Source organism: Niveispirillum fermenti (assembly GCF_048066175.1).
Classification (GTDB): domain Bacteria; phylum Pseudomonadota; class Alphaproteobacteria; order Azospirillales; family Azospirillaceae; genus Niveispirillum; species Niveispirillum fermenti.
The window spans coordinates 140,365-165,660 of the sequence record NZ_JBLTXA010000007.1; the positions used below are offsets into that span (position 1 = coordinate 140,365).

Sequence of the window (25,296 nt, forward strand, 5' to 3'; positions counted from 1 at the left end):
CTTGGGATATCTTCCGGCCGAGCCGCATGCCGGTATGCGTTTAAGGGGTGAGCCCCAGATATTCGGCGAAGAAAGCCAGGACTTCCGCCGACTGGCGCGTCTGGCTGTCCTTGCCCACGGTGCCGTGCCCCGCATCGGCATGCACCCGCAGCAGGATGGGCAGCGTGCCGCCCCCCGCCTGCTGCAGGCGGGCCGCCAGCTTGCGACCGTGCCAGGGCGGGCAGCGCGGATCGTTGGCCCCGCAATCGATCAGCATGGCCGGATAGGCAGTGCCGTCCCGGACATTCTGATAGGGTGACCAGCGCATGAGAATGTCTGCCATCGCGGGGTCGGACGGATCGCCATAATCCAGCGTCGCCGCCATGGTGAACGGGTCCCGCACCCGGCCCAGCAGGTCGGTGACGGGCGCCTCCGGCGAGATGGCACGGAACAGGTCGGGCCGCTGCACGGCCGCCACGGCCGCCATCACGCCGCCATTCGATCCGCCGGTCACCCCAAGGTGCCGGGACGTGGTGATGCCCCGCGCAATCAGGTCTTCGGCAATGGCATACAGGTCGTTGAACGTGTTCTGTTTGGACGCCAGGCGTCCCTGGTGCCACCAGCGACTGCCGAACTCCCCCCCGCCGCGCAGATGCCCCAGGACCAGCACGCCGCCCGCCTCCACCCACGCCGCCCAGCGGCTTCCGAACCAGCCGGGAAGCACGGCGACATTATAGCCGCCATAGCCGGTAATGATGGTCGGCTGCGGCCGCGACAGGTCAAGGTCGCGACGCGCCACGATATGATAGACGATCTCCGCGCCATCGGCGCTCACGGCCGTGCAGTCCAGCACCTGCGCATCCAGCGTCCATTCCGGTTCCGTGACGCGGGTCAAGGCACGGGTCTTCACATCGGCCGTGCAATAGGCGGGCGAGGTCGCGGGCGTGGAAAACAGGAAGTCGATCTGGTCACCCCGGCCGCGTGCAATGGTATTGGTGACGTTGAAGAAGGAGAAGAAGCTGCCCGTGCGGTTCACCAGACCCCGGCCGGGCAATTCAATCTCCCCTTCCAGCACCCCCGACCGGTGGTAGACGCGCAGCCGTGAATAGGTGTCGACGAAATCAAGGACGACGGCCCGGTCGCCCACCGCCAACACATTGGCCAGCACGGCATCCGATGGCGGGATGATTTCCTGCCAGGTCTCTGTCTGGGCCGGGCATGCCAGCGGGATCGACACCAGCCGGCCGCCGGATGCACCGTCATCGATGATGGTGAAGAACCGGTCGCCAACGATATCGCCCCGGAAGATGCCTTCAACATCCCTCAGGAACGGCTTCCAGACCCCGTCCCCTTGCGTATCCAGGATGAATTCCGGGCGGGGGGCCAGATGGTTGGCGAACAGCAGCACATGGCGCCCATCGGCCGCAACCACCGGCCGCACATAGAAATGGCTGGGCTCGACCCTCTCGTGGACGGCTTCGGCCGGTCGGCCGATCATGACCCGGAACAGCGTCCTGTTGGCCGCGATGTCGGCCGGGTCCATGCTGACATAGAAAAACCCGCTATCGTCGGGCAACCAGACGAAATTGCTCATCCGCTCGCTGGGCAGGCCCTGAGACAGGATCCTGCCCGTTTCCACCTCCACCAGTTGGACGACAGGCTTCTCCCGGCCCCCAGCGGTATAGGCGACGATCGCCATCCGGCCGCTGTGCGACAGCGCGTATCCCGCCATCTGCAACGGCTCACCGGCACGCAGCAGGTTCAGATCGACGACACGCCGGCCCGGTCCCGTCGGCGTATCCGACAGTTCGACGACCATCAGGTCCTGGTCAGCGGGCACGAAGCGGCGGATATAGTGGCCGCCGGCAAAGGTCGGCAGCATCATGTCATCCGCATCACCCATCGAAAGAAGCCGGGCCAGGAATCGTTGATAGGTCGGCAGACCGGAAAGATGGGCGCGGGCCATCTGGTCCTGCGCCGTCTGCCAGCCCATGACATCGCCGTCCTTATCACTTTCCAGCCAGCGGAACGGATCGACATGGCGGACCGTACCGCCGCCGAAGACCACCTGTTCGGGGCGCGCTTCGGCCGTCAGCGAAGCCCTGGCATCCATGCCGGCCATATCAGGCACCCCCGCCCTTCCCGCCATCCAGCGCATCGGCCCACACCGCGCGGATGCCTTCGCCGATGATGTCCGCGATGACGGAGCTGTGATCCTTGCCAGGGAAAATCCGTGTGGTGAGCTTGAGCGACGGATATTGGCGCAGCAGCAGCGTCTCAGCCATCAGGACCGGTGCGCTGACGATGCCCCAGGCAGCCAGACTGATCTGGCCGATCTCCCGCTCCCCGGCGCCGAAAAACACATGGGCCTTCAGGTCCGCATGGGCCGCGGCATAGTCGGTTTCCAGCCGGAAGGCCGAACGGTCCACCGCGTTGCTGGACGGGCTGCCGATGATATAGCGGCCGAAGGCGCCGGGCCTGGCGAACAGGGCATAGTTTGCGAACATGCCGCCGCCGGAATGGCCCAGCAGGCCATGATCCGCGCTCATGCGATAGGTGCGCGCCAGGTCCGGCCGTACCTCGTCGACCAGGAAGGCAAGAAGATCGTCGGCCTTCTGCTGCTGCCCGTCCTCCGGCACGCCGAGCTTGCGAAAATAATCCCCGCCCGGCCCGTCGAACAGGATGTTCCGCCCGGGCGGTGCAAAATCGATGGCGCGGCGGCGGCCGAATTCCGCCACCCCGGCATCGGCGGAACACCCGATGCCCACGACGATCATCTCTGGCGCCAGCCCACCGATCACCAGGGTATTGAGCAGGCCCACGGTCAGGTGAAGCAGGAACGGCCCGTCCGTCACCCACAGGACGGGATAATGCTTGTCCGGCATGGCGTGATAGCTGGCCGGCAATGCCACCTGGACTTCATAATCCCAGCCGAAGGCGGCGGCCGGCATGGCGATGGCCGGCTCGATGGACATGGCGCAGCGGGCCCCGGGCCGCGCCCAGTCATGCACCGGCGCCTTCTTCGCATCTTCGCTCATCGTTTTTTCCCTCCCCTATCGTACCGGGTCCGATCATCGCGCCGTGGTCGCGCCGGCGGTCTCCGGCGTGCGGTCAAGGGGGTGTTGCAAGCCGCTGTTCGCCCGTGCCGTCGCCTGGAACGGCTTTTCCGCAAGGCGGAGCATGATGATGCAGATCACCCAGGCTGGCAGGCTGATGGCCAGGCCACCCCAGAACAGACTATGCGGCCCCGCATCGATCAAGTCGCCGAAGAATGCAGCACCGGCGACGCCCAGGCCGACCGCCGGCCCGTTGGTCATCGCCCGGATCGCCATGATGCGCGCCCGGACCGGGGCCGGGGCCAGTTCCTGCAACAGGCTGACGCTGGACGCACCGGCAATCGTCGATGCGATGATCTGTATGCTGACGATGACATAGACCTGCCAGGGTGCGGTCACAAACGGGATGAAGCAAATGAACGGAACCGAGATGGCCAGCGTGACCCAGATGATGCGCGGTGCCGCGCGATAGCCAAGCCGCTTCTGCAGATACCGCAGAACGAAATTGCCGGCCACGACGCCAACCACGCTGGCTGCCGCGATGACCGCCCCCAGCACCATGCCCACTTCCGCCGGACCCAACCCGAAAATGCGGGTCAGCGAGACCGGCGTCCAGGCCAGGATGCCGGTGACACCCAGGGCGAAGAAGGTCATGCCGATAAAGACGAAAAGCACCGACCGCATATTGCTTTTCAGGAACGGAATGATGGGTGCCACCGGTGCTGCCGGCTGCCCCCCCGCCCTGCTTTCCACCCGCCCCTTCGGAAGGACGAAAAGCATCGCCATGAAGAGGGGAAACGGAATGGCGGCAGCAATGAAGGCCCAGCGCCAGTTCTCAAGCTCCGCAAAGGCCGACAGGGCCGGGCCCATCGCATTGAGGCCGGAGATCATGGCACCGACCAGGAAGAGACCGGACGCCATGCTCAACGATACAGCGATGTAATAGATCATCGTCGCCGTGACGCGCGCCTGTCCACGGAACAGTTCCGGCAGAAGCGACATGAAGATGGGCGCAATACCGGCCTCCGCCGCCGCCACGGCCGCAGAGGCGGCGAACAGGGAGACAAACCCCGACGCAAAGCCGCATGCGGCCGTGCCCAGCGCCCAACTGACAACACAGAGCGCCAGCACCCATCGTTTGTCGAACCGGTCGGCAAACCAGGCGATGGGATAGGCGCCCAGAAACGTGAACAGGGCGAAGCCGATGCCCTGGATAAGGCCGAGCTGGGTGTTGCTGAGATCGAGTGAGACACTCATCTCGGCGGCGACCAGCCCGAATACCTGGCGATCGATCGTGGCATACAGCATCACGGCGACCATCACCGCCAGACAAAGCGATGCACGGATGTCCGTGACTGCCGGGGGCATAGTTCGATGCATTGGCTTGTTCCTGAACCCGTCTATCCCGCAGGTTTGAGCGCGCACATACCATGATCCGCAGCCAACCCGATTGCCCATCCGGTTTCATCCGCTATCCTGGCCGTGCGACGCCCCTTAGAACCCGGTCTTGAAATTCACGCCGATGATACGGGGCGTCTGCTCCACGTCCTGCAGGATCACACCATAGGGACCGGGAATGACCGGCCTGCTGACATCGGTCAGGTTGTCGGCGAACAGGGACAGTTCGAAATTGCCGAAATCCACGCCGATCCGCGCGTTCAACAGGTCGCGGGCACCAATCCGGACATTCACATTGGACCCGCGGTTGATGATCGCGGAACGCCCGGCATGCTGATAATCCAGGCGCGCAAAGCCGTCCAGGCTCTCCGACAGGGGCCAGCGGTAGTCGATATAGCCCGACCAGCTTTCCTGCACGGCATAATCCACCGGATCGCCAACCGCATGTTCGGCGGAAGCGGTCTTATAGGAAAGATCGTTCCAGCCATAGGTGGCGCTGACCGTCAGGCCGCTGACGGGGCGGGCGGTGAGGGATGCGTCGATGCCATAGCCCTGCACCTTGCCGCCATTCGTGATGTATCCGATGGCGGCACCGACGGGGAAGAACGAGCTCTGCACGCCCTGCCAGTCATTGTAATAGGCCGCGGCATCGACGATCAGGCGGTTGTCCAGCAACTGATGCCGGGTGCCGACCTCATAGGTCCACAGCTTCTCAGGATCATAGTCGGCCGGACCGCCCGTCGCCGCGGAGTTGAAACCACCGCTGCGGAAGCCCTTCGCAACGCTGGCATAGACCAGCCCGTCCGGCGAAAACTTGTAGCTGACATTCACCCGCGGATTGACGGAGGAGAAATCGCCGCTGTTCTCGTTGATGGCCGGGTTACCGAAGCTGGCCGACACCGCCGTGAGCGTGCGCTTTTCATAGAAATAGCGGAGCCCGCCGGTCACGGTGAGCTGGTCGGAAACATTCCATGCCAGTTCGCCGAACACCGCCCCCGCCTCTGACTTGCTGGTCGCCACGGCAGAGATCAGGTCGAAGGCCATGGTGCCGGGTGCGGTGACCGTCCTGGAGACACCTTCGCGGTCAAGGCGACGGCCATAGAGCCCAACCGTCCATTCCACGATGCCGGGGGCCGATGCCAGCCGGATCTCATTGGAGAAAATCTCCGTGCTTGAATCCGAGCCCAGCCCTACGCTGGTGATGGTCCCCGCCGGATATCCGAACACCGGCAGCAACGGCACATAAACGGACGAAAGATCCGTCATCGTGCTGTTCTCCGCCTTCTGGTAACCGAAGCTGTTCAGCAGAGAGCCCCAGCCCAGGTCCCATCGCAGGACGGCGTTGACCAGATCGTAGTTCGGATTGTTGTATGCCGCCAAGGGAGCGGATGTCTGCCGGCCGGTCCCGTAATTCTGGTAATCCTGCTTCTGGTCCTGATGCAGGACCATGATGGATGCCTGCAGGTTCTCCGTCACCTCGGCCAGCAGCTTGCCGCGGATCGTGAAGATTCTGGCGGCATTGACGTCCTTCTTGCCCGTCACCGTGCTGTCGATCCAGCCGCCCGTATCCTCATACCCGGCCACCACGCGCAGGCCCACGCGATCTTTCACCAAAGGCAGATTGACGACACCGCTCACGCGCCCGGCGGTGCCGCCATCGGTCACCCGGCCCAACTGGCCTTCCAGGCGCCCGCCGAAATCCCGCAGGTCGGGATTGGCCGTCAGATAGCGGATGGTGCCGCCCATGGACCCTTCACCATAGAGCGTTCCTTGCGGTCCGCGCAGCACCTCGACACGTTCCATGTCGATCAGGCGCAGGCCGACGCTCTGGGTATTGTCATCGATGCTGGTCGGCATCTCATCCAGATACTGGCCGACGGTGGGCAGGCCGTTGGTGGCCGACACACCACGGATCTGCAGGCGTTCCTGGCCCGGCGCCGTCTCCACCAGCGACAGGCCGGGCACGGCATATTGCAGCTCCCGCAGGCTCGCCACGCCACGTCGTTCGATTTCCGCACCAGTGACGGCCGTGATCGCCAGGGGAACCTCGATCAGCCGCTCCATGCGCTTTTGCGCCGTGACGATGATTTCCTCCAGGATCACCGGCTCTGCGCCCACGGCGGCAGTAGTGGCCTGAGCCTGAACCCCGGCCGGCAGGGCAAGAACCATGGCCGCTCCGGCAAGCAGGTGACCACGCGACCAGTATGAACATTTGCCGCTTCGCGCCATATCCAAGTCTCCCATGACCATCCCTGAGATTTTTGGCTCGCCTGCCGCCGCGGTTGAGATCCGCGCGTAATGATCAGCATGAGCCGGTGATGTGAGGATAAGGCCAAGCGAGGCGGGGAAATGTCTCATTGCGACAAAAATGGGTCCACAGGCGACATGGTGGATAGCACCGGCCCGCCACGCCTCCTGAAAAAGCCGCACCTATGGGGAGTGGGAGGATGCCCGCGCCTGCCCCGGGGACATGGCGAAGCGCTGGCGAAAGCTGCGCGAAAAATGGCTTGAGCTTGAAAAACCACAGGTGACCGCGACCATGACGGTCGACAGGTCCGTCTCCCGCAGCAGCCGCATCGATTCATCGAGCCTGATCCTCAGGTAATGTTCACGGATCGTGGTGCGCATCTGCGTCCTGAACAGCCGTTCCAGCTGGCGGACCGAAACACCGGCGGTAAATGCCAGGGCCTCACGCTCCAGCGGCGTCTCCTTATTGGCCTCCATGGCTTCCAGCGTCGCGACAAGGCCCGGATGCGATACCCGGTAGCGCTGGCTGACAGCCGCCCTTTGTGCGCCTTCTGCCGGCCGCTTGTGGGTCCGCAGATACCAGTCGCTGACAAGCTGGGCGAGGTCGGGGCCGTGGGTGCTGGCGATCAGTTCCGCCACGAGATCGAGCCCGGCGGTGCCGCCGGCACAGGTGATCCGCCGCCGGTCGATGACAAAAAGACCGCGTTCGACCTCAAGGTCGGGGAAGGTTTCGATGAAAGCCGGCTCGTGTTCCCAATGGATCGTGCAGCGATAACCCTCCAGCAGTTCCGCCCGCGCCAGCAGGAAGGCCCCGCCGGACACACCGCCAATGACGATGCCGCGTGTGCTCAGCCGCCGAAGGGCGGCGAAGGTCGTGCGATTGTCGAACAAAGCGGGATTACCGCCGGCGAACACGAACATCATGTCGACATCGGCATTGCCGTCGATCATGCCATCAACCTGCATGGTCACCCCGGTTGATGGCCGGGCCGGCTCGCCATCCACCGAATAGTGCCGCCATTCGTAAAGTTCACGCCCGGACAGGCGGTTCGCCGCGCGGAACGGCTCGATCACCGCCGCATAGGACATGAGGGCGAACCCCTCGATAAGAAGGAATCCCACGCGGACCGGTCGAACGCCCATGCCGGGGGTGTCGCTTCTGGACCCGATTTTGTCGCCGCTGTGCATCATCGCCGCTCAAATACCATCAAGATGGGTCTAAAGCATACGGACCGGGAGAGGAAGGATATGCGCTATTCCTGGGCGACTTTGATTGCGCAATCGCTTCGCGGACATCGCGGCTGGAAGCCGGCCTGGGCGGACCGGCCCCCTCAACCCCATTATGACATCGTTGTGGTCGGCGGCGGCGGGCATGGTCTGGCGACGGCCTATTATCTGGCAAGGAACCACGGCGTCGCCCGTGTGGCGGTGCTGGAAAAAGGCTGGATCGGCGGCGGCAATGTCGGCCGCAATACGACCATCATCCGTTCCAACTACCTCATGGACGGCAATATCCCGTTCTATGAATGGTCGATGAAGCTCTGGGAAGGGCTGGAACAGGACCTGAACTATAACGCGATGGTCAGCCAGCGCGGCATCCTGAACCTCTACCATAATGATGCGCAGCGCGACGCCGCCGTGCGTCGCGGCAATGCGATGCGCTTCCATGGCGTCGATGCAGAATTGCTGGATCGCGACCGGGTCCGCCGGATGGCACCGTTCCTGGATTTCGACAATGCGCGTTTTCCGATCATGGGCGGTCTGCTGCAACCGCGCGGCGGAACGGTGCGGCATGATGCCGTCGCCTGGGGCTATGCCAGGGCCGCCTCCGCGCTGGGGGTCGACATCATCCAGGGATGCGAGGTGGTGGGGATCGAGCGTGATGCGGCGGGCGCCGCCATTGCCCTGGAAACCACGCGCGGGCGGATCGGTGCCGGGCGGATCGGCCTGGCCGTGGCGGGCAGCACCTCGCGCGTCGCGGCCCTGGCCGGCCTGAAGCTGCCCATCGAGAGCCACGTCCTGCAGGCATTCGTTTCCGAAGGACTGAAGCCGGCCATTCCCGGCGTCATCACCTATGGCGCCGGCCATTTCTATGTCAGCCAGTCCGACAAGGGCGGCCTGGTGTTCGGCGGCAATCTGGACGGCTATAACAGCTATGCCCAGCGCGGTCAGATGCCGACCGTGGAGGATGTCTGCGAAAGCGGCATGGCGATGATGCCGATGCTGGGCCGGGCGCGCGTGCTGCGCAGTTGGGGCGGCATCATGGACATGTCCATGGATGGCTCGCCCATCATCGACGCAACGCCCGTGGACGGTCTGTTCCTGAATGCCGGCTGGTGCTATGGCGGGTTCAAGGCCACGCCCGCCAGCGGCTGGTGCTTCGCCCATCTGCTGGCGACCGGCGCGGCGCATGACCTGGCGTCGGCCTACCGCCTGGACCGGTTCGCCACCGGGGCGCTGATCAACGAAAAGGGCGAAGGCGCCCAACCCAATCTCCACTGAGGCGCTGCTGAAAAATGCGTATCCATTGCCCTTATTGCGGCTCGCGTGACATTGGCGAATTCATCTATCGGGGCGACGCTGCACCAACACGGCCGGCCACACCCGATGCCGGCGCCTTCGTCGATTATGTCTATCTGCGGGAGAATATCGCGGGGCCGATCGATGAGCATTGGTACCACCTGCATGGCTGCCGCCAATGGCTGACCGTCCGGCGCGACACCGTCTCGCACGAGATCATGTCCGTCACCCTTGCGACGGAGGGTGCGCGATGAGCCGGCTGGCAACAGGGGGGCAGATCGACCGGTCCAATCCCCTCACCTTCCGCTTCGATGGCCGCACCTATCAGGGGCTGGCCGGGGATACCCTGGCCTCCGCCCTGATCGCCAATGGCGTCAGGCTGGTGGGACGATCCTTCAAATATCACCGGCCGCGGGGGATTCTGTCGGCAGGGTCGGAGGAACCCAACGCGCTGGTGACCCTGCGGGAGGGGGCCCATGCCGAACCCAATACCCGCGCCACGCTTGTCGAGCTGTTCGACGGGCTGACGGCCATCAGCCAGAACCGCTGGCCGAACCTGCGGTTCGATCTGCTGGCGGTGAACCAGGCCATCGCGCCGATGCTGGTGGCCGGCTTCTACTACAAGACCTTCATGTGGCCGGCTTCCTTCTGGGAGAAGGTATATGAGCCGCTGATCCGCCGGGCGGCGGGCCTCGGCCACCTTTCCCCCCATCCCGACCCGGACCATTATGACCGGGCGCATGGGTTCTGCGACCTGCTGGTCATCGGGGGCGGGCCGGCCGGGCTGGCCGCTGCCCTGGCCGCCGGACGGGCAGGCCTGCGCGTGATCCTGGCCGGGGAGGATTTCCGGTTCGGCGGCCGCCTTCTGTCAGAGCGGCATGTCGTCGCCGGCCTGCCCGGCGATGCCTGGGCGACGCAGGTGGCCGACGAACTGGCATCGATGCCCAATGTGCGGCGGCTGGTCCGCACGACCATCGTCGCCGCCTGTGACGGACGCGAATATGTGGCGGTGGAGCGGCTGACCGACCATCTGCCGCCAACGACACCGGCCCGCCCGCGTCAGCGGCTGTGGAAGATCGTCGCGCGGGAGGCCGTGCTGGCATCGGGCGCCATCGAACGGCCCCTGGTCTTCGGTGGCAATGACCGGCCGGGGGTCATGCTGGCCTCAGCCGTCTCCACCTATATCAACCGCTTCGCAGCCGTTCCGGGCAAGCGCGCGGTGGTGTTCACCACGGGCGACAGCGGCTGGCGCACGGCCGCCGACCTGATCGCCGCCGGGGCAGAGGTGGCCGCCCTGGCCGATGCCCGCGACGATGTGCCAGCGGCGGTCCGGGCACTCCTGCCCCGCGGGGTTCCCGTCCATATCGGGGCACGGGTGGCCGACACCCATGGTGCGCCGCTGCATTCCGTCGATCTTTATGCCGATGGAAAGCGCCATCAACTCCGTGCCGACCTTCTGGCCATGGCGGGTGGATGGAACCCGGCCATCGGGCTTGGGTCCAACCTGGGCACACGCCCGGTCTGGTCGGACGTGCAGGAGACATTCCTGCTGACGCAGACCCCGCCGGGCCTTCATATCGCCGGTGCCGCCAACGGCAAGTTCCCACTGGGCGACGCCATCCGCGACGGCTGGTCACGCGGCGCACAGATCGCCCAGGCGCTGGGCCGTCCCGGCATTGCCGAACCGGACCTGACGACCAGCGACGATCCGGCCAGCGGCCGCGCGCTGTGGCATGTCGCAGAGAGGCGCGGCAAGGCCTTCGTCGATTTCCAGAACGATGTCACCGACCGGGATATCGATCTGGCCGTTCAGGAAGGCTTCACCTCCGTCGAGCATCTGAAGCGCTACACCACGCTGGGCATGGCGACGGACCAGGGCAAGACCAGCGGCGTCAACGGCCACGTGCTTCTGGCCAGGGCGACCGGCAGGACGCTGACGCAGACCGGCACGATCCTGTCACGGCCCCCCTGGCAGCCGGTGGCCATCGGCGCGCTGGCGGGCCATCACCGCGGCCGCGACTTCCGGCCAGAACGCCTCACCCCCAGTCACGGCTGGGCGGCTGCGCGCGGTGCCGTGTTCACCGACGCCGCCCTGTGGAAGCGCGCGCAATGGTTCCCGCATCATCAGGACGAACCCTGGCGCGATGCGGTCGACCGGGAGGTACGGCTGACCCGGTCCGGGGTCGGCGTCTGCGATGTCTCGACGCTCGGCAAGATCGACATCCATGGGCCGGACGCGGGCACCCTGCTGGACCGGCTATATACCGGCACATTCTCCACCCTGGCGGTGGGGCGCGCCCGCTATGGCATCATGTTGCGCGAGGATGGGTTCGTCTTCGACGATGGCACGACCACCCGCTTTGCGGCCGATCGCTACTATCTGACGACGACGACGGTCAATGCCGGCCGGGTCATGCAGCATATCGACCACGCCCGTCAGGTCCTGTGGCCGGAACTGGACGTGCAGGCGGTATCGGTGACCGAACGCTGGGCCGCCTTCTCCATCGCCGGTCCCGCCTCGCGCACGCTGGTCGCGGCGGCATTGCCGGGGATCGACCTGTCCAACGCCGCCTTCCCGCCCATGGCCGCCATGGAACTGACGTGGGAGGGAGGGCCGGCACGGCTGTTCCGTCTGTCCTTCTCCGGTGAGCTTGCCTACGAACTCTGCGTGCCGGCCCGTGCGGGCGACCGGCTGATCCGCCGCCTGTTCGATCTTGGCGCCAGCCTTGGCATCACGCCCTATGGCACCGAGGCGCTGGGCGTCATGCGGATCGAGAAGGGCCATGTGGCGGGACCGGAACTGAACGGCCAGACCACCGCCGCCGATCTGGGCATGGGCCGGATGGTATCGAGCAAGAAGGATTTCATCGGCCGCACCCTTGCCGGACGCCCCGCCCTTGTCGATCCAAACCGCCCGGTGCTGGTCGGGCTGAAGCCACGTGACCGGCGCCAGTTGTTCACGGCGGGCGCGCATCTGGTCCGGCCGGGCCAGGCGCCGGTCGCGGCGCATGACGAGGGCTATGTCACCTCCGTCGCCTATTCACCGACGCTGGGCCATCCCATCGCTCTGGCCCTGCTGTCCGGCGGGCGGGGCCGCCATGGTGAGCTTATCGTTGCCCATGACCTGTTGCGCGGAACCGCCGTGGAGGCGGAAATCTGTGATCCGGTTTTCTACGATCCCGAAGGAGCGCGCGTCCGTGGTTGATACTGTTCGGATTACGGAACGGCCGGACCTGTCCGTGGCCTCCATCCTGGCGCGCCGCGGCGCAACCACGGCCGCCATTGGCGGAGCGATTGGCATCGACATGCCCCTCGGGCCGACCTGGGTGGCGGCGGAACGCTTCATCATGATGGGAACCGGACCGGGAAGCTGGCTGGCAGTCGGACATGATGACGGCTCCGACGGATGCGGCGACCTGGGGGACCGGCTCACCGGACTGGCCAGCGTGTCTGACCAGACCGGCGCCTACCGCCTGTTCCGGGTGGAGGGGCCGGATGCACGGACCCTGCTCCAGCGTGGCGCCTATATCGATCTGGACGGCGTGGCCTTTCCGGCCGGTGCGGTTGGCGTCACCATGATCGGGCATGTGGATGTGATCATCCGCAACATAACGGACGGGCACTGCTACGAGGTCGCGGTCTACCGCAGCTACACCGACAGCTTCATGCGATGGGCCGATGCCGCCTGCGCCGGGCTTTGAGCGACAGCGGGGCAGCGCCGCCCCTGCACGGAAGCATTCACCCCCGCATGGGCAGATAGGGGTGGTCCAACCCGAAGGCCACCGGCCCCATCACCCGCAGCGCGGCGTCGGAACGAAGCTGGGGGGGGGCCGGGACAGCCACGATCCTGATCCGCTGGCCGTAACGCAGGCTTTGGGTCGGTATCGGTTCGCCCGTGTCACGATCGACGATGCAGATCAGGTCGGGCACGATGGCCAGGACGCGGTCGCCAATGCGCGCCACAAGGTTTTCGTTCTGGAACAGCACTTCGGCTTCACCCGCCCCATCCAGGGCCGCCACCCGCGCCAGGCCTGAGGCGAAGCCATCCGCCGTCCGACGCTCCAGATCGGTGATCTTGCCGTCGAACAGGATGGCCCCACCGCCATAAGGCGGGAGGGTACGCAGGCAGTCCACCAGCGATCCGACGGGATCACCGCCGCGCCGACCCTGGCGGATGGCCCGGCCCACGGCCAGCGCCGCCGACAGGGTACCCGGCACGACCGCCGCCTTCATGCGCGCGCCATCCATGGGGAAACAGGCGATGAAGACACGCAACCCCATCTGGATGGCCAGCGCCCGCGTCATGTCCTCCGCCACCTTGTCGGTTACGGCGTTGATGACGGCGCTGTTATGGTATTCATCGATCACCACCAGCGGCGTGGCGCGGATGCCGTGCAGGCTGAAGCTGTTCATCTGCAATTCGGGGAAGGCGCGGCCCATGCCGTCACCGTCGATCACGGGCAGGCCCCGCATGGCGCCCGCCGCCAGTGGCAACAGCGAATTGCCGCCGCCGATCTCCGCCGGCAGCAGGGCGTCGATCCGCCGGCCCAGATGCGCTTCCAGCCGGTCCAGGGCGGCCATCACCTCATCCCCGCGGATCAGTTTTTCAACCTGCACGGTAGGGGCGCCGAAACCGGCGATGGAACAGACCAGCGCATCGTCGGGCAGGTCCGCCGGGGCCAGGATGCGCGGCGCCCCGTGGCGGGCGAAGGCTTCCCCGGCCACCAGCCGGCCGATATGCGGATCACCGCCGCCGCCGGTGCCCAGGAAGGCGGCTCCACGGGCAAGGTCTTCAAGATCGTCGATGGACAGGTCGAGGGACATGATGTCGGCCTTGTGAGGGAATGTCTGAAAGATCAGCGGCGCGGCGGCGGCGGAAAGGCCCGGCGGCTGTGAGACAGGCCCAGCGACAGGCAGGTCACGGCCGCCATCAAGGCCGCCTGCAGCGGGCTGATGACGGGAACAGGCGTGCCGCGCGCGGCCAGGGCGGCGGACAGCTTGTCCGACAGGCCCAGGAAGCCGGTGCAGCCCAGCAGGATGGCATCGGCCCGGTCCCGCTCGATGGCCTGCACGGCCCCGTCCAGCAGGCGGGGCAGCAGCGTATCGCCGCTATGATCGATATCGAGCACGCCGATCTCCACGGCCTGGACGCTGGCCAGCTTGGCACGCAATCCATAAAGAAGGGCGTTGCGTTCCAGCAGGGGGCGAACGCGGTCGGATATGGTGACCACGCCGAACCGGTGACCCAGGGTGGCGGCCAGGTGCATGCCCGCCTCTCCCGGCCCGATGACGGGGATGGACACGGCCTCACGCGCGCCATGCAGACCGGGATCGCCGACGCAATCGATGATGATCGCGTCCACACCGTCCGCCTCTGCCTGGCGGGCGCTGGCGACGACGCCGGGTGAACACATCACCTCGTCATGCAGGCTTTCGATCGAGGGCGGGCCGTCCGCGATGTTCACATGGCTGAAACGCAGGGGTGCCAGCAGGTCGCCGAATTCCTGGCGTTTGTGCGGGCGCGGGGTGATGTGCGGCGTGATCAGCCGGACATGGTGGGTCATGATGTCTGCTCCGGGATCGCAATCGGCGCCCGGCGGGCGAACCACAGCCGGGACAGCAACAGGTGGAAAAGGCCAGCGGCCAGCATGGCGTCGATGGCCGGAATGCCCGTCAACCGGTACCAGCCCGCCGACGCACCGGCCCCCACGGCCACGGCAAGGCCCCAGGACAGGAAGGCGGCGACCGACAGGCGCGGCCGCGCCGCCATCATTTCCGGCACATACCGCCGGCCGCTGACAGTGAAATAGTCGGTCAGATAGATGGCGGCCACTGGCGGGATGGCGATGCCGACCGCCAGCATCAGCGGGATCAGGTGCGAACTGACGCCCAGGGCCGCCAGCGTGACGCCGATGGCACCGGCCGCCCCGACGACCCAATGGTGGCGGACCCGACCCAGCGCCGCCGACAGGCCCAGGGAGGAGGAATAGAGATTGCCGGCATTGGTCATCCAGGCCTTGACGACCAGGAACAGCAACGCCGGCACACCCAGACCCAACGCCACCATCAGCGCCACCAGATCACGATGTCCCGTGGCGATGGCGGGAACGGCCGCCAGGACCAGCACCAGGGGCATCATGCCATAGCTCAGCAGGGCGGCAATCCGCGCCTGTCCCGCATCGCGGGCAAACCGCGTGATGTCGGGAAAGATCGTCGCACCCACCACCATCGCCCCCACGACGGCGGAGATGCCAATACCCAGCGTCGGCGGGTCGGCAGGCGTGGCCAGAAGCACACCCGGCTCCGCCATGCGCCAGCCCAGGAAGGCCATGGCCAGCAACACCAGCCCAACCAGCGGCATGACCAGATTGGACAGGCGCTGAAGCCCCGCGAAGCCGAACAGCGTCGTGGTGATCATCAGCGACCCGCCGATCAGGATATAGGGCGTGGGACCCAGGCCGATCCCCATCTGCCGGCCGATGCCGGCCAGGCTTTCCCCAAAAATCTGCGCCGTCACCCCGAACCAGCCCAGCAGCGTCAGCGCCAGAACGAAGCTGACCACCCGCCCTCCATCGCGCCCGAAGGCCAGCCGGATGATCTGCGCCGTCGACAGGCGGGTCCGGGCCGCCATGCTGCCCGTGGCCATGCCCAGCACGGTCAGGATGGCGGCCCCGGCGGCAAAGACCAGGGCGGACCGCCCCAGCCCCTGCGCCGTTCCAATCTCTGCCCCCATCACAAAAGCCGGCAGGGCGATGATGACGCCGATCTTGATCAGGGCAATGCGCCAACCGTGGACAATGGCGACGCTTTCCGGCACAGGACCGTTTGCATATTCCTGGCGTGAGCCGATGCCGGCCATGGAGTACTCCCTTCACCCGCTTGTCTTTATGGAACTAGAACCGGAACGTCGCCTCCACGCCATAGCTGCGCGGCTGGTTGGGAAAGCGCAGATCGGATCCGGTGATGGACAGGTTGGTCGCATGCCGGCTGTCGGTCAGGTTCTTGCCGACCAGCGCCACGGCCCAGTCGGACGCATCCACCGACAGCCGGGCGTCGATGAAGCTTTTCGTACCGGTGCGCATTGTGTTGTTGAGGTCGAAATAGAAGGCGCCGCGCCGCTGGTAGGAACCGAAAGCGATCAGGTCCATATCCGCCGTCAGGGGTTGTGTGTAGGTGGCTGATGCGTTGAAGGTGAAGGGCGGCACGGTGGGCGATTTCTTGCCCACGGCGGTGGCGGCCCCCAGTTCCGTGGTGTCGATGGCGGCAACCGTGCTGTCGGTGACACCGATACCGGCATTGACCGACAGCGCATCGGTCAACCTTGCGTTCAGTTCCAACTCGAACCCGTCGATATCCGTACTCTTGATGTTCAGGACACCGCGGCGGGATTCCGTGGCGGAGAAGATCACAAAGGACAGGAGCTGGTTGGAATAGTCGATATGGAAGACCGACCCGTTCAGCGTCATCAGCCCGTCCATCAGCGTGGTCTTGAACCCCACCTCGTAATTGCGCGTGGTCTCGTTGTCGAACTTGGTGTTCTGGGTGAAGCCGCCGGTGCGGAAACCCTCCGAATAGGTGACATAGGTCATCACATCGGGCGACCATTTGTAGGAGACCTGCAATTTGGGCTGCAATTTCTTGAAGGTCGCCTGTTTGAAGCTGGCCGCCGGGGCGCGGCGGTCGCGCGAATCCTGCTTGTCGCGGTCATAGCGCAGGGCCGCCAGCAGCGTCAGTTCCTCCGTCACCTCATATTCCCCCTGTCCGAACAGGGCCCAGCTTTCACTGTTGATGCGGTTCAACTGGTTCAGCAGGTTGGGATTGATGCCGCCGGGGATCTCCGCCCCCACCTGGATCGCCTGGTTCTCCTGCTTGTCCTGGTAGAAACCGCCGACGATCCAGTTGAACACTCCCTTGCCATTCGATGCCAGGCGCAGTTCCTGGTTCATCACCTTGGTGGCGAAGGTGATATCCTGAACCCGCAGCGGGGCAGCGGAATAATCGGCGTCGGCGAAGATCCATTGCTCCACGTCCGCGAAACCGCTGACAGAGATCAGGCTGACAGCCCCCATGTCATAGTCGAGCCGTAGTGACGCATCCCGGAACCGGGTACTGTCGCGTCCGATGATATTGCTGGTTGCCAGGCCGTCCACGATATCGTCGATACCTGCAAAATTGCCCGCTGCGTCGCGCGGTGCGATGTCCTGGATGCAGCAACTGCCATCACCCTCCGTCCAGGCGCCGCGCATCTGTGCGCGCAGCTTCTCCCCCTGATAAACGAATTGCAGGCGGCCCGACGTTTGATCGCTGAAGTCGATCCGGTCGCCGCGCGCATTATGGATCAGGCCGTCCGTACTGCGATGGTAGGCGCTGGCCCGCACGAAAAGCCTGTCTTCCACGATGGGACCCGATACGACACCCGACAGGCGGTAGGTGTTGCCCCGGCCATAGCTTGCCTTCACCTGGCCCTCCGTCTCGTTGGTGGGCCTCTTCGTGGTGATATTGATGGCGCCCGCGATGGCACCCTGGCCGTACAACGCCCCCTGCGGCCCCTTCAGCACCTCGATCTGGGCCACATCAATCAGGTCCTGGGTCAGGAAGTCGTTCGACCCTAACTGCACGCCATCGACAATGATGCTGACCGGCGGCAGGGCGCCCTGGGCACCGGCAAGGCCCCGCATGGTCAGGAAGGTCTCGTTGCTGCGGAACGTCTCCCGGATGATCAGGTTGGGCGTCATGTCGACGAAGTCGCGCACGCTCTCGATGCCGGCCTGCTCGATCTGCGCGGCGGAGAAGACGGTAACCGATTCCGGCACCTCCTGCAGGCGCTCCTCCCGCTTGCGGGCGGTCACGACGATCTCCTCAAGCTGTATTTCCGATGCCGTCACAGCCGGCACCGGCGGCAGCAGGACTGTCGTCAGCAGCAGCGACGCCAGGATGGAATGTTTCCCTTTACGCTTTCCCATGATGAACTCCCGTGTTCACTTATTGTTGTATGAAAGGAGCGATCTGTCTCAGGCCAATGATTGCCGGCCTGTTCGCAGCGCCCCGACGGCCTTGGCCCGGATGCGCACCGCACCGCCCGGCACATAGGCGAGCGGCCGTTCCTCCAGGTCGAAGATCTCAATGGTGGCTGGATCAGCGCCGGCCGACGCGGCGGCGGCGATGGCTTCCGCCCGCGCCTGCTCCAGCGCCGCGTCCCGGCCGATGCGGCCATAATGGTAGACACGGTCAACCTCGCCGCCGACCTGGGCCACGGCGGCACCGATGGCGTTGGCCACACCGGCATGCGGTGGGACCACCACCTCCGACACGCCGGAAATTGGCCGGGAGACCAGCACGGCACCGCCCCCCACCAAGATCAAGGGCAGGGCGGCAGCGCTGGTCTTGACCCGGTCCACGCCTTCCTCGATCAGGCGGTGGATATGATCGACACCGGCCGCCACCAGCGTGGCCGGCAGATGCGCCACCTTCTCCCGATCGCCGATATCGGCACAACCGGCGGCAACGGCGATGTCGGTGGCCGTCAGCGTGTCGCCACCGAAGACCAGGGCCCGTTCCCGGATGCGGAACCCGACGGAACGCGGGCCGATGGCCAGCCCGTCCCCGTCCGCCGCCACCAGACTGCCGCCGCCCAGACCGATGGCCAGGATGTCGGGCATGCGGAAATTGGTGCGCACGCCGCCAACATCGGCGGTCACCGCCGCCTCGCGCGGGAAACCATTGACCAGCATGCCGATATCCGACGTGGTGCCACCGATATCGACCACCAGCGCATCCTTGATGCCGCAGAGATAAGCGGCACCCCGCATGCTGTTGGTGGGGCCCGACGCAAAAGTCAGGACGGGATATTGCTCGACGGTGTCGGCACTCATCAGCGTGCCGTCATTCTGGCTGACGAAGAAGGGCGCCTGGATGTCCAGCCTGGCCAGCGCGTCGCGGAAGGAACTGACGACCTGCGTCGCCAGATCGGCCAGGCTGGCATTCATGATGCCGGCATTCTCGCGTTCCAGCAGGCCCAGCCGGCCGATGCGGCTGGACAGGGTCACGCGCACGCCGGGCATCTCCTCACGCAGGATGGCCTCCGCCCGCTCCTCCATGGCGCCGGCCACGGGGGAGAAGACGGCGGACACGGCCACGCTGCGCAGGCCACGCCGCTGGAAATCCCGCGCAGCCGCACGGATGGCCGCCTCGTCCAGCGGCGTGTCGACGCGACCATCATACTGCACCAGCCCGCCGACCAGCACGGTGGCGCCATGCATCTTCTCGCGGATATCGGCCGGCCAGCCGACCAGCGGCGGCAGGCCCGTCGTCGCGGGCAGGGCGATGCGGATGATGCCAACCGGCAGCAGATGCGCCCGCTCCACCACGGCATTGGTGAAATGGGTGGTGCCAATCATCACCGCCTCGATGGCGTCGGCGGGAACCTTCGCCTGACCCATCACGGCGGTGATGGCATCGATGATGCCGCCGCTCACATCCGCCGTGGTCCCCGCCTTGTGCCAGGCCAGGATCGTTCTTCCGTCCAGAAGAACGGCGTCGGTATTGGTTCCGCCGACATCGATGCCGATCCGCATGTTTCCCCTGCATCCGCGCCCCGGGCGCGTTCCCCGAATTGTTCGACGGGTTCAGCATGAGCCAGGCAGCGGCCGGCAGGCAAAGCCGGGGGGGAGTGGGATGGCAGCAACCGGAGAGTAGGAACGGGAGTGGCCGGGCGGGTGGGATGGAACACAGATGAAGGGTAGGGCGTCACACCCCGCCGGCATGTTCCACCGGCACGGAACCGGCCGTACCCGGCAAGCCGGCCAGACCGGCACGTCCGGTCACGCCCAGCTTGGCATAGATGTTCTTGACGTGGAACTTCACGGTATTGAGCGTGAGGCTCAGATTGCGGGCGATCACCTTGTCCGGGTGTCCCGCCTGCAATTCCGCCAGCACCTTTCGCTCGGCGCCGGTCAACAGCGCCAGCGCCCCGTCCCCGTCCGGCCGTGCCGTCAGGTCGGTCAGCAGGGCACGGGCATGGCGGCCGGCGGGCCCCTCACCCTCCCCGCCCGTGGCGGCGAACCGCTCCAGCAGCGCCAGCATGGCATCCCCCTCCTCCCGGAAGATGCGCCGGAAGCCGGTATCGGCGGACAGGAGCAGGGTTTCCCGCAGGTGGGCGGCCGCCTGATCCGGCTGCGCGGCCGCGTCGGCCGCCAGGGCCGCCAGCGCGCCCAGCCGGATCAGGGAGCGCTTGTTATCGGCCAGCCGCAGGCCGGGCATGACCGCCGCCGTCATCTCCAGCACCCGTTCCGGTTCCCGCCGCAGCATTGCCAGCCTTCCATAGGCCAGCAGCACCGCCTCCCGCTCCCGCCAGAGTTCCAGGCTGTCCAGCATGTCCGGCGCCATGCCCACACGACCGTAAAGCGACAGCGCGTCCTCCCCCCGCCCGGCCAGCACCAGGCAGGAGATACGCAGCGCATCCAGGAAACGCTGCAGGGACGGCAATTGCCGCCGCGCCACTTCCGCCGCCGCGGCTTCCAGTCGGCCAAGCGCCGCATCAGCCCCGCCCGATGCCAGGGCCACCATGGCGGATGTGCCGTGCATGGCGGCCAGGATGTCGAACCAGGCCTCCTCGTTGAACGTGTCGCCCACCTGTCGCAGCCGGCGGTGCGCCAGTGCGATCTGGTCGCGTTCATAGGCGATATCGGCCGACAGGGCAGCGATCAGCTTTTCCTTGCCCGGATCGTCGGTCAGATGGCGCTTGGCGATACCCTGGGCAGCAGCGATGGACTCCTCCACCGCCAGGGGCTGTCCACGGGCGCCGTGGATGCCGGCCAGATGCAGGTGATGGTAGAACTGGCCATGCACGCAATCCAGGCGGCGATACAGGTCCATCGCCTCGGCCGACGCGGCCAGCGCGTCATCGAACTGGCCCTGCTGGGCGCGGGAAATGCAGATGGCGGTCTTGGCGCTGGCCATGACCAGCCGTCCCCCGCCGGGACCCAGCCGCGCCGTGCGGTTGACCGCATCGACGTAAAGGGCCAGCCGGCCATCGCCGACGGCCTCGCATTCATTGACCAGCAGGGTCGATTCCACGATCAGCGCATCGATGCGCAGCAACCCGGAATCCCCGCCGCGCGGCTCCTCGGTGAAGTCGCGGGTGTCACGGCGCGCCTCCTCGAAGGCGCTGCGGGCTTCCGTCAGGCGGCCCGTCTTCAGCAGGGTCAGCGCGTGCAGCAGCTTCATGCGCGGATAGGCGGCCAGGATCGCGGCGTCCAGCATGTCATCCAGCGCCTTGATGACGCCATAGCCGAAACGCATCCATATCTCTTGCGCGCCGCCCGCCGCGGCCACCACTTGTGCCGCAAGATCGGCGTCGCCGGCCTTCATGGCATGACGGACGGCACCAATCAGATCCCCATGGCGCTGGCACCAGGCAGCCGCCCGCCGGCGCAGCGCCAGCCGCTCACCATGCGGCAGCCGCTGGAAACAGCGGCGCAGCACCAGGGCCAGGGTCGGATGCAGCGCAAAATGCTGCTGCTCGTCGGCCAGCGGCCGCAGGAACGGCCCCAGCACGGGGTGATCCAGCAGCCTGTACCAGCTCTCATCCTGTCCCAGCAGGTGATGGACGGGCTCGGGCCCCAGCCTTTCCATCACCGAAAGACGCACGGCATCCGCCATCAGGGCGGCATCCACCGGCGCGAACACCTCCTCTTCCAGGTAATCGGCGGTGTCATCAGCCAGGGCATCGGCCAGATGCGACAGGCGGGCGCGGTCGCCGCGCCTTTGCCACCAACGGCGCGCGAACTGCACCGCCACCGGCCAGCCGCCCGTCAATTGCTCCAATTCCTGCTGTTCCACCGGCCCCAGGGCATGGTTGAACAGATATTGCATCTCCTCCCGGTCGAAACCCAGGTCGGCAGGGCGCAGGTCCAGCACCAGCCCGCGGGCCCGCAGGGATGCCAGCCCTGCCTTAACGGGGACGCGCCCGGTCAGGACCAGCCGCACCGGCGCCGGCAGCCGCCGCACCAACCCCTCCAGCACGGGCGACAGCCGCGCCGGTTCCAGCAGATGCAGCCCGTCCAGCACCAGCAGCGCCGATCCGCCTGGCGGAACCACCCCTATCTTCTCCTGGGCCGTGGCCAACGCCTGTTCCAGCGCCCCCGCCTCTGCATCCGCCGGGTCGATCGTCAGCCAGGCCACAGGCAGGCCACGGGACTGCCAGCGGTCATGCAGTTGCGCCGCGAACAGGGTCTTGCCATATCCGGCCGGGGCGCACAGATCCAGAATGCGCATGCCGGACACCGCATCCAGCCGGGACAGCAGGCCCCGGCGCGGCACCATCTGCATCGCATGCGGCGGCGGGCACCACCGCCCTTCCGCCTCGCCCGTCATGTCCCGCGCATTCTCCATCGGCCCTGTCATCGGCAAAGGGCGGCCCCTGGCGTCACGCCGGCAACCGGCCGGAAGCATCCAGGAAGTCATATCCGATCATAGGCTTCAAGGGCGGGGTCGGATAGGCCCGCTTGCTGTGCGCCAGGCCGGCCCTGACCAGGGCCGCAGCCATCAGCAGGGTGGTCGGCACCGGTTCAATCACCGGGACGGGATAGCCGGCATCGCGCAGCCCCGCTTCCACGGCCACACCCAGGCCGCTGAAGCCTGTGCAGCACAGGATGATCGTATCGGCACGATCCCGTTCCACGGTGCGGCGGGCCGCCGCCACAAGCGCTGCCGTGACCTCATCCCTGGCCCCCTCGATGGACAGGACGGGAATATTGATGGCTTCCACCCCCGCCAGCCGGTGGTCCAGCCCGTTCAGCCGGGCCATGTTCTCCTTGCCCGGCCGTCCTCGGTCCATCACGGTCAGCAGGCTGAACCGGTGACCCAGCATGGCAGCGACATGCATGGCCGTTTCCGCCGGACCCAATACGGGGATGCCCACCATCTCGCGTGCGGCACGCAGGCCGGGATCGGACATGCAGTCGATGACGATGGCGGCGGCCCCCGCCCGCTCCGCCGATATCGCCTTGGCGACGATGTCGGGGACGGCCATCGCAGCATCGAATTCGGACTCGATCGATGCCGGCCCCCGATCGAGCAGGCTGTGGCTCAGATGGATATCGTCGCCCAGCAGGGCCTGGAAGGGGGCGGTATCCCGCAAGCCCCGCGTCGTGATGGGGGTCAGCAGGTGAATATCAATGGGCATGGTCGCGGCCCCCCGTCTCTTATGGTGTGATACCCGATCACACCAGGGTAAGGACTGCATCGCAACCCGTGACGGGCCGCCCCACCCTTCGGATTTAAGCCACCACCCTTGCCCTTGCCGCCTTCGATCAAATCGCCGCCGTTGCCTGATGCAGCCAGTCCAGATCAGCCCCGGCGACCCGCGGGGAGAGTTCGGTCCGGACGCGGGCATGGCAGGTGTTGAGCCAGTCTCACTCGTCCCCCGGCAGGATGTTGCGATCGACCATGCGGTGATCGATGGGGCACAGGGTCAGCGTCTCGAAGCCCAGCATGGGCTGGCCCCCGGAATGGCGGCGCGCACCCCCAGTTCCAGATTTTCCACCCGGATGCCACAGGCGCCGGCCAGGTCATAGCCGGGCTCGTCGGACAGGATCATGCCGGGCAGCAGGGTGACGCCGTTCAACGGCACGCCGATGTCAGCCTTGCCCCTGCACCCACAGGGATGAGCCGACAGGACATGTGCTTGGAGAGGATTACGGCCGGGATGGAAGCGCCGTCTGGCCCATCACTGGAAATTCCGATTCCGCTGGTACAAAAGCGCCCATACGCTGCCAAGCCGTGCCTCGTCACTGCCTGCGGGCAGGGACGCCATGGTCTGGGCGGCAGCCTGGGTCTGCCCGGCCCGGTATTGCAGCATGCCAAGCCGCAGCCGGACCTGCGCGGGCGACAGCAGCTTGCCCTTCAGCGCCTGTTGCATCAGCGCGATGGCCTGATCCGATTGCCCCAGCGATGCCTGGGCCATGGCCAGCCTGGCCATGGCATTTGCATCCTTGCCGGCCAACACCTGGCGCTGCCGTTCCGCCAGCCCCTCCTTCTGCGCCGTCACCTGCCGGGTGGCGTAATCACGCAAGCGCTGCTGACGCTCCAGCTTGGGGCCATGGCCCAGGATACCCATCTTCCACCCCTGGTCCAGCACGGCCAGCGCCTCGGCCGGCAGTTCGTCCACCATGGCGCGCTGCGCCATCTCGGTATAGGAATCCGGGTGTTCGTAGGCGCCAGCCGCCAGCCTCAAGCGCGCCCAGTCCAGTTCCAGCCGTTCCGGGACCGGCTTGGCACGGGCCATGGCGTCGAACAGGCGCAGCCAGTTCTCCTTGCTGTCATCGGTTTGCAATTGCTGGCGCAGGGTCCGGATATAGCCCTCATTGTCGCCGGAGCCGAATTCCGACGCGGCCAGGAGTTGGAGAACCTCCGGCGACGGGCGGCGTCCCGCCTTGCGCTGTTCCTCGGCCAGGGATCGTGCCAGGGCCGCCGCCTTCGCCGGCTCCTTGCCGCGGTAATAGGCCTCGGCGACCATCAGGCGGAAGGCCTCGCTGCGCCGTCCCGCCGCCATCGCCTTTTCCCCGAAGCCGGCCGATTTTCCGTAATTACCGGCGCGATACCAGAGCTGGGACAGCGTCTCCAGCGCGCCGGCCTGATCGGCGGCCGACAGGGGAACCAGCGTGGTTGCCGCCTCGAAGGCGTTGGCGGCCAGGTCGAAACGGCCCTGGGCCTTGTAAATGGCGGCCCGCATCTGCTCCACGGCCCATTTTTCCTGCGCCGTGATGGTCTTGACGGCACGCGCCTTGTCCACCTCCCTCAGCGCCGTGTCGTACCGCTTCCCGTCCAGGGCCGCGCGCGCCGCCTGCAGCGGCAGGCCGACCTCCCGGCTGACGGCAATGTCCGCCGCCACCGGCCCGACCAGGGACACGGGCGGCACCAGCAGGGCCGACACGATCGCAAAGGGCAACAGGCGCCGACGCAGGGCGGGCAGGCGGGTACGATACATCTCTCCTCCGGCTGAACGGCACAGCAGACAGTTCAGGGGTTTTGCGTCGGATCGGCTTCCGGTTCAAGGGCCAGCAGATCGAACACGGATGGAAAGACGCCCCGCCCA

General features: G+C 66.4%; 18 protein-coding genes and 1 pseudogene. 4 read left to right on the top strand and 15 right to left on the bottom strand.

Going from position 1 to position 25,296, the window contains the following annotated elements:
* Nucleotides 1-40 precede the first annotated feature (40 nt).
* The 5 genes from ACM9LZ_RS09595 to ACM9LZ_RS09615 form a co-directional block, all read right to left on the bottom strand.
* The gene (locus tag ACM9LZ_RS09595; RefSeq protein ID WP_416619274.1) at nt 41-2,101 is read right to left on the bottom strand and encodes a prolyl oligopeptidase family serine peptidase; all 2,061 of its coding nucleotides are present in this window, start codon (nt 2,099-2,101) and stop codon (nt 41-43) included.
* Nucleotide 2,102: 1 nt separating this feature from the next.
* On the bottom strand, nt 2,103-3,017 hold the full coding sequence (locus ACM9LZ_RS09600; RefSeq protein ID WP_416619172.1) for an alpha/beta hydrolase: 915 nt from the start codon (nt 3,015-3,017) through the stop codon (nt 2,103-2,105).
* A gap of 33 nt (nt 3,018-3,050) precedes the next feature.
* On the bottom strand, nt 3,051-4,415 hold the full coding sequence (locus ACM9LZ_RS09605) for an MFS transporter (RefSeq protein ID WP_416619173.1): 1,365 nt from the start codon (nt 4,413-4,415) through the stop codon (nt 3,051-3,053).
* 114 nt (nt 4,416-4,529) lie between these two features.
* On the bottom strand, nt 4,530-6,602 hold the full coding sequence (locus tag ACM9LZ_RS09610; protein ID WP_416619174.1) for a TonB-dependent receptor: 2,073 nt from the start codon (nt 6,600-6,602) through the stop codon (nt 4,530-4,532).
* Between the two features lie 261 nt (nt 6,603-6,863).
* Complete coding sequence (locus ACM9LZ_RS09615; RefSeq protein ID WP_465123014.1) at nt 6,864-7,871, bottom strand: GlxA family transcriptional regulator; 1,008 nt, start codon at nt 7,869-7,871, stop codon at nt 6,864-6,866.
* 57 nt (nt 7,872-7,928) lie between these two features.
* Here ACM9LZ_RS09615 and ACM9LZ_RS09620 point away from each other — a divergent pair, with 57 nt between their 5' ends.
* The 4 genes from ACM9LZ_RS09620 to ACM9LZ_RS09635 are packed head-to-tail and all read left to right on the top strand — an operon-like array spanning nt 7,929 to nt 12,901.
* On the top strand, nt 7,929-9,182 hold the full coding sequence (locus tag ACM9LZ_RS09620) for a sarcosine oxidase subunit beta family protein (RefSeq protein WP_416619176.1): 1,254 nt from the start codon (nt 7,929-7,931) through the stop codon (nt 9,180-9,182).
* 14 nt (nt 9,183-9,196) lie between these two features.
* A complete protein-coding gene (locus tag ACM9LZ_RS09625; RefSeq protein ID WP_416619177.1) occupies nt 9,197-9,454 on the top strand; it encodes a sarcosine oxidase subunit delta in 258 nt (85 codons plus the stop codon).
* A complete protein-coding gene (locus ACM9LZ_RS09630; protein ID WP_416619178.1) occupies nt 9,451-12,405 on the top strand; it encodes a sarcosine oxidase subunit alpha family protein in 2,955 nt (984 codons plus the stop codon). Before ACM9LZ_RS09625 ends, ACM9LZ_RS09630 begins: the two co-directional genes overlap by 4 nt.
* Nucleotides 12,398-12,901 (top strand): sarcosine oxidase subunit gamma, encoded by a 504-nt coding sequence (locus ACM9LZ_RS09635; protein WP_416619179.1) that lies wholly within the window; start codon nt 12,398-12,400, stop codon nt 12,899-12,901. Before ACM9LZ_RS09630 ends, ACM9LZ_RS09635 begins: the two co-directional genes overlap by 8 nt.
* A 37-nt stretch (nt 12,902-12,938) precedes the next feature.
* Here ACM9LZ_RS09635 and ACM9LZ_RS09640 read toward each other — a convergent pair whose 3' ends face one another.
* From ACM9LZ_RS09640 to ACM9LZ_RS09685, 10 genes and pseudogenes are all read right to left on the bottom strand, one after another.
* Complete coding sequence (locus ACM9LZ_RS09640; protein WP_416619180.1) at nt 12,939-14,024, bottom strand: DUF917 domain-containing protein; 1,086 nt, start codon at nt 14,022-14,024, stop codon at nt 12,939-12,941.
* A gap of 32 nt (nt 14,025-14,056) precedes the next feature.
* Nucleotides 14,057-14,764, bottom strand: a complete 708-nt coding sequence (locus ACM9LZ_RS09645) for an aspartate/glutamate racemase family protein (RefSeq protein WP_416619181.1) — start codon at nt 14,762-14,764, stop codon at nt 14,057-14,059.
* Nucleotides 14,761-16,059: a cytosine permease gene (locus ACM9LZ_RS09650; RefSeq protein WP_416619182.1), complete on the bottom strand. Its 1,299-nt coding sequence runs from the start codon at nt 16,057-16,059 to the stop codon at nt 14,761-14,763. The genes ACM9LZ_RS09645 and ACM9LZ_RS09650 overlap by 4 nt, the downstream gene beginning before the upstream one ends.
* A 34-nt stretch (nt 16,060-16,093) precedes the next feature.
* Nucleotides 16,094-18,163 (bottom strand): TonB-dependent receptor, encoded by a 2,070-nt coding sequence (locus ACM9LZ_RS09655; RefSeq protein WP_416619183.1) that lies wholly within the window; start codon nt 18,161-18,163, stop codon nt 16,094-16,096.
* 48 nt (nt 18,164-18,211) lie between these two features.
* Nucleotides 18,212-19,774: a hydantoinase/oxoprolinase N-terminal domain-containing protein gene (locus tag ACM9LZ_RS09660; protein WP_416619184.1), complete on the bottom strand. Its 1,563-nt coding sequence runs from the start codon at nt 19,772-19,774 to the stop codon at nt 18,212-18,214.
* A gap of 172 nt (nt 19,775-19,946) precedes the next feature.
* Nucleotides 19,947-22,604, bottom strand: coding sequence for a LuxR C-terminal-related transcriptional regulator (locus tag ACM9LZ_RS09665; protein WP_416619185.1), 2,658 nt, complete (start codon nt 22,602-22,604; stop codon nt 19,947-19,949).
* A gap of 22 nt (nt 22,605-22,626) precedes the next feature.
* Nucleotides 22,627-23,385, bottom strand: coding sequence for an aspartate/glutamate racemase family protein (locus ACM9LZ_RS09670; RefSeq protein ID WP_416619186.1), 759 nt, complete (start codon nt 23,383-23,385; stop codon nt 22,627-22,629).
* A 127-nt stretch (nt 23,386-23,512) separates the two neighbouring features.
* Nucleotides 23,513-23,695 (bottom strand): annotated as a pseudogene (locus tag ACM9LZ_RS09675) (M24 family metallopeptidase C-terminal domain-containing protein).
* Nucleotides 23,674-23,832, bottom strand: coding sequence for a M24 family metallopeptidase (locus ACM9LZ_RS09680; protein WP_416619187.1), 159 nt, complete (start codon nt 23,830-23,832; stop codon nt 23,674-23,676). Before ACM9LZ_RS09680 ends, ACM9LZ_RS09675 begins: the two are co-directional and overlap by 22 nt.
* A 96-nt stretch (nt 23,833-23,928) precedes the next feature.
* Nucleotides 23,929-25,188 carry a tetratricopeptide repeat protein gene (locus tag ACM9LZ_RS09685; protein WP_416619188.1) on the bottom strand — a complete coding sequence of 420 codons (1,260 nt, stop codon included), beginning with the start codon at nt 25,186-25,188 and terminating at the stop codon, nt 23,929-23,931.
* Nucleotides 25,189-25,296 lie beyond the last annotated feature (108 nt).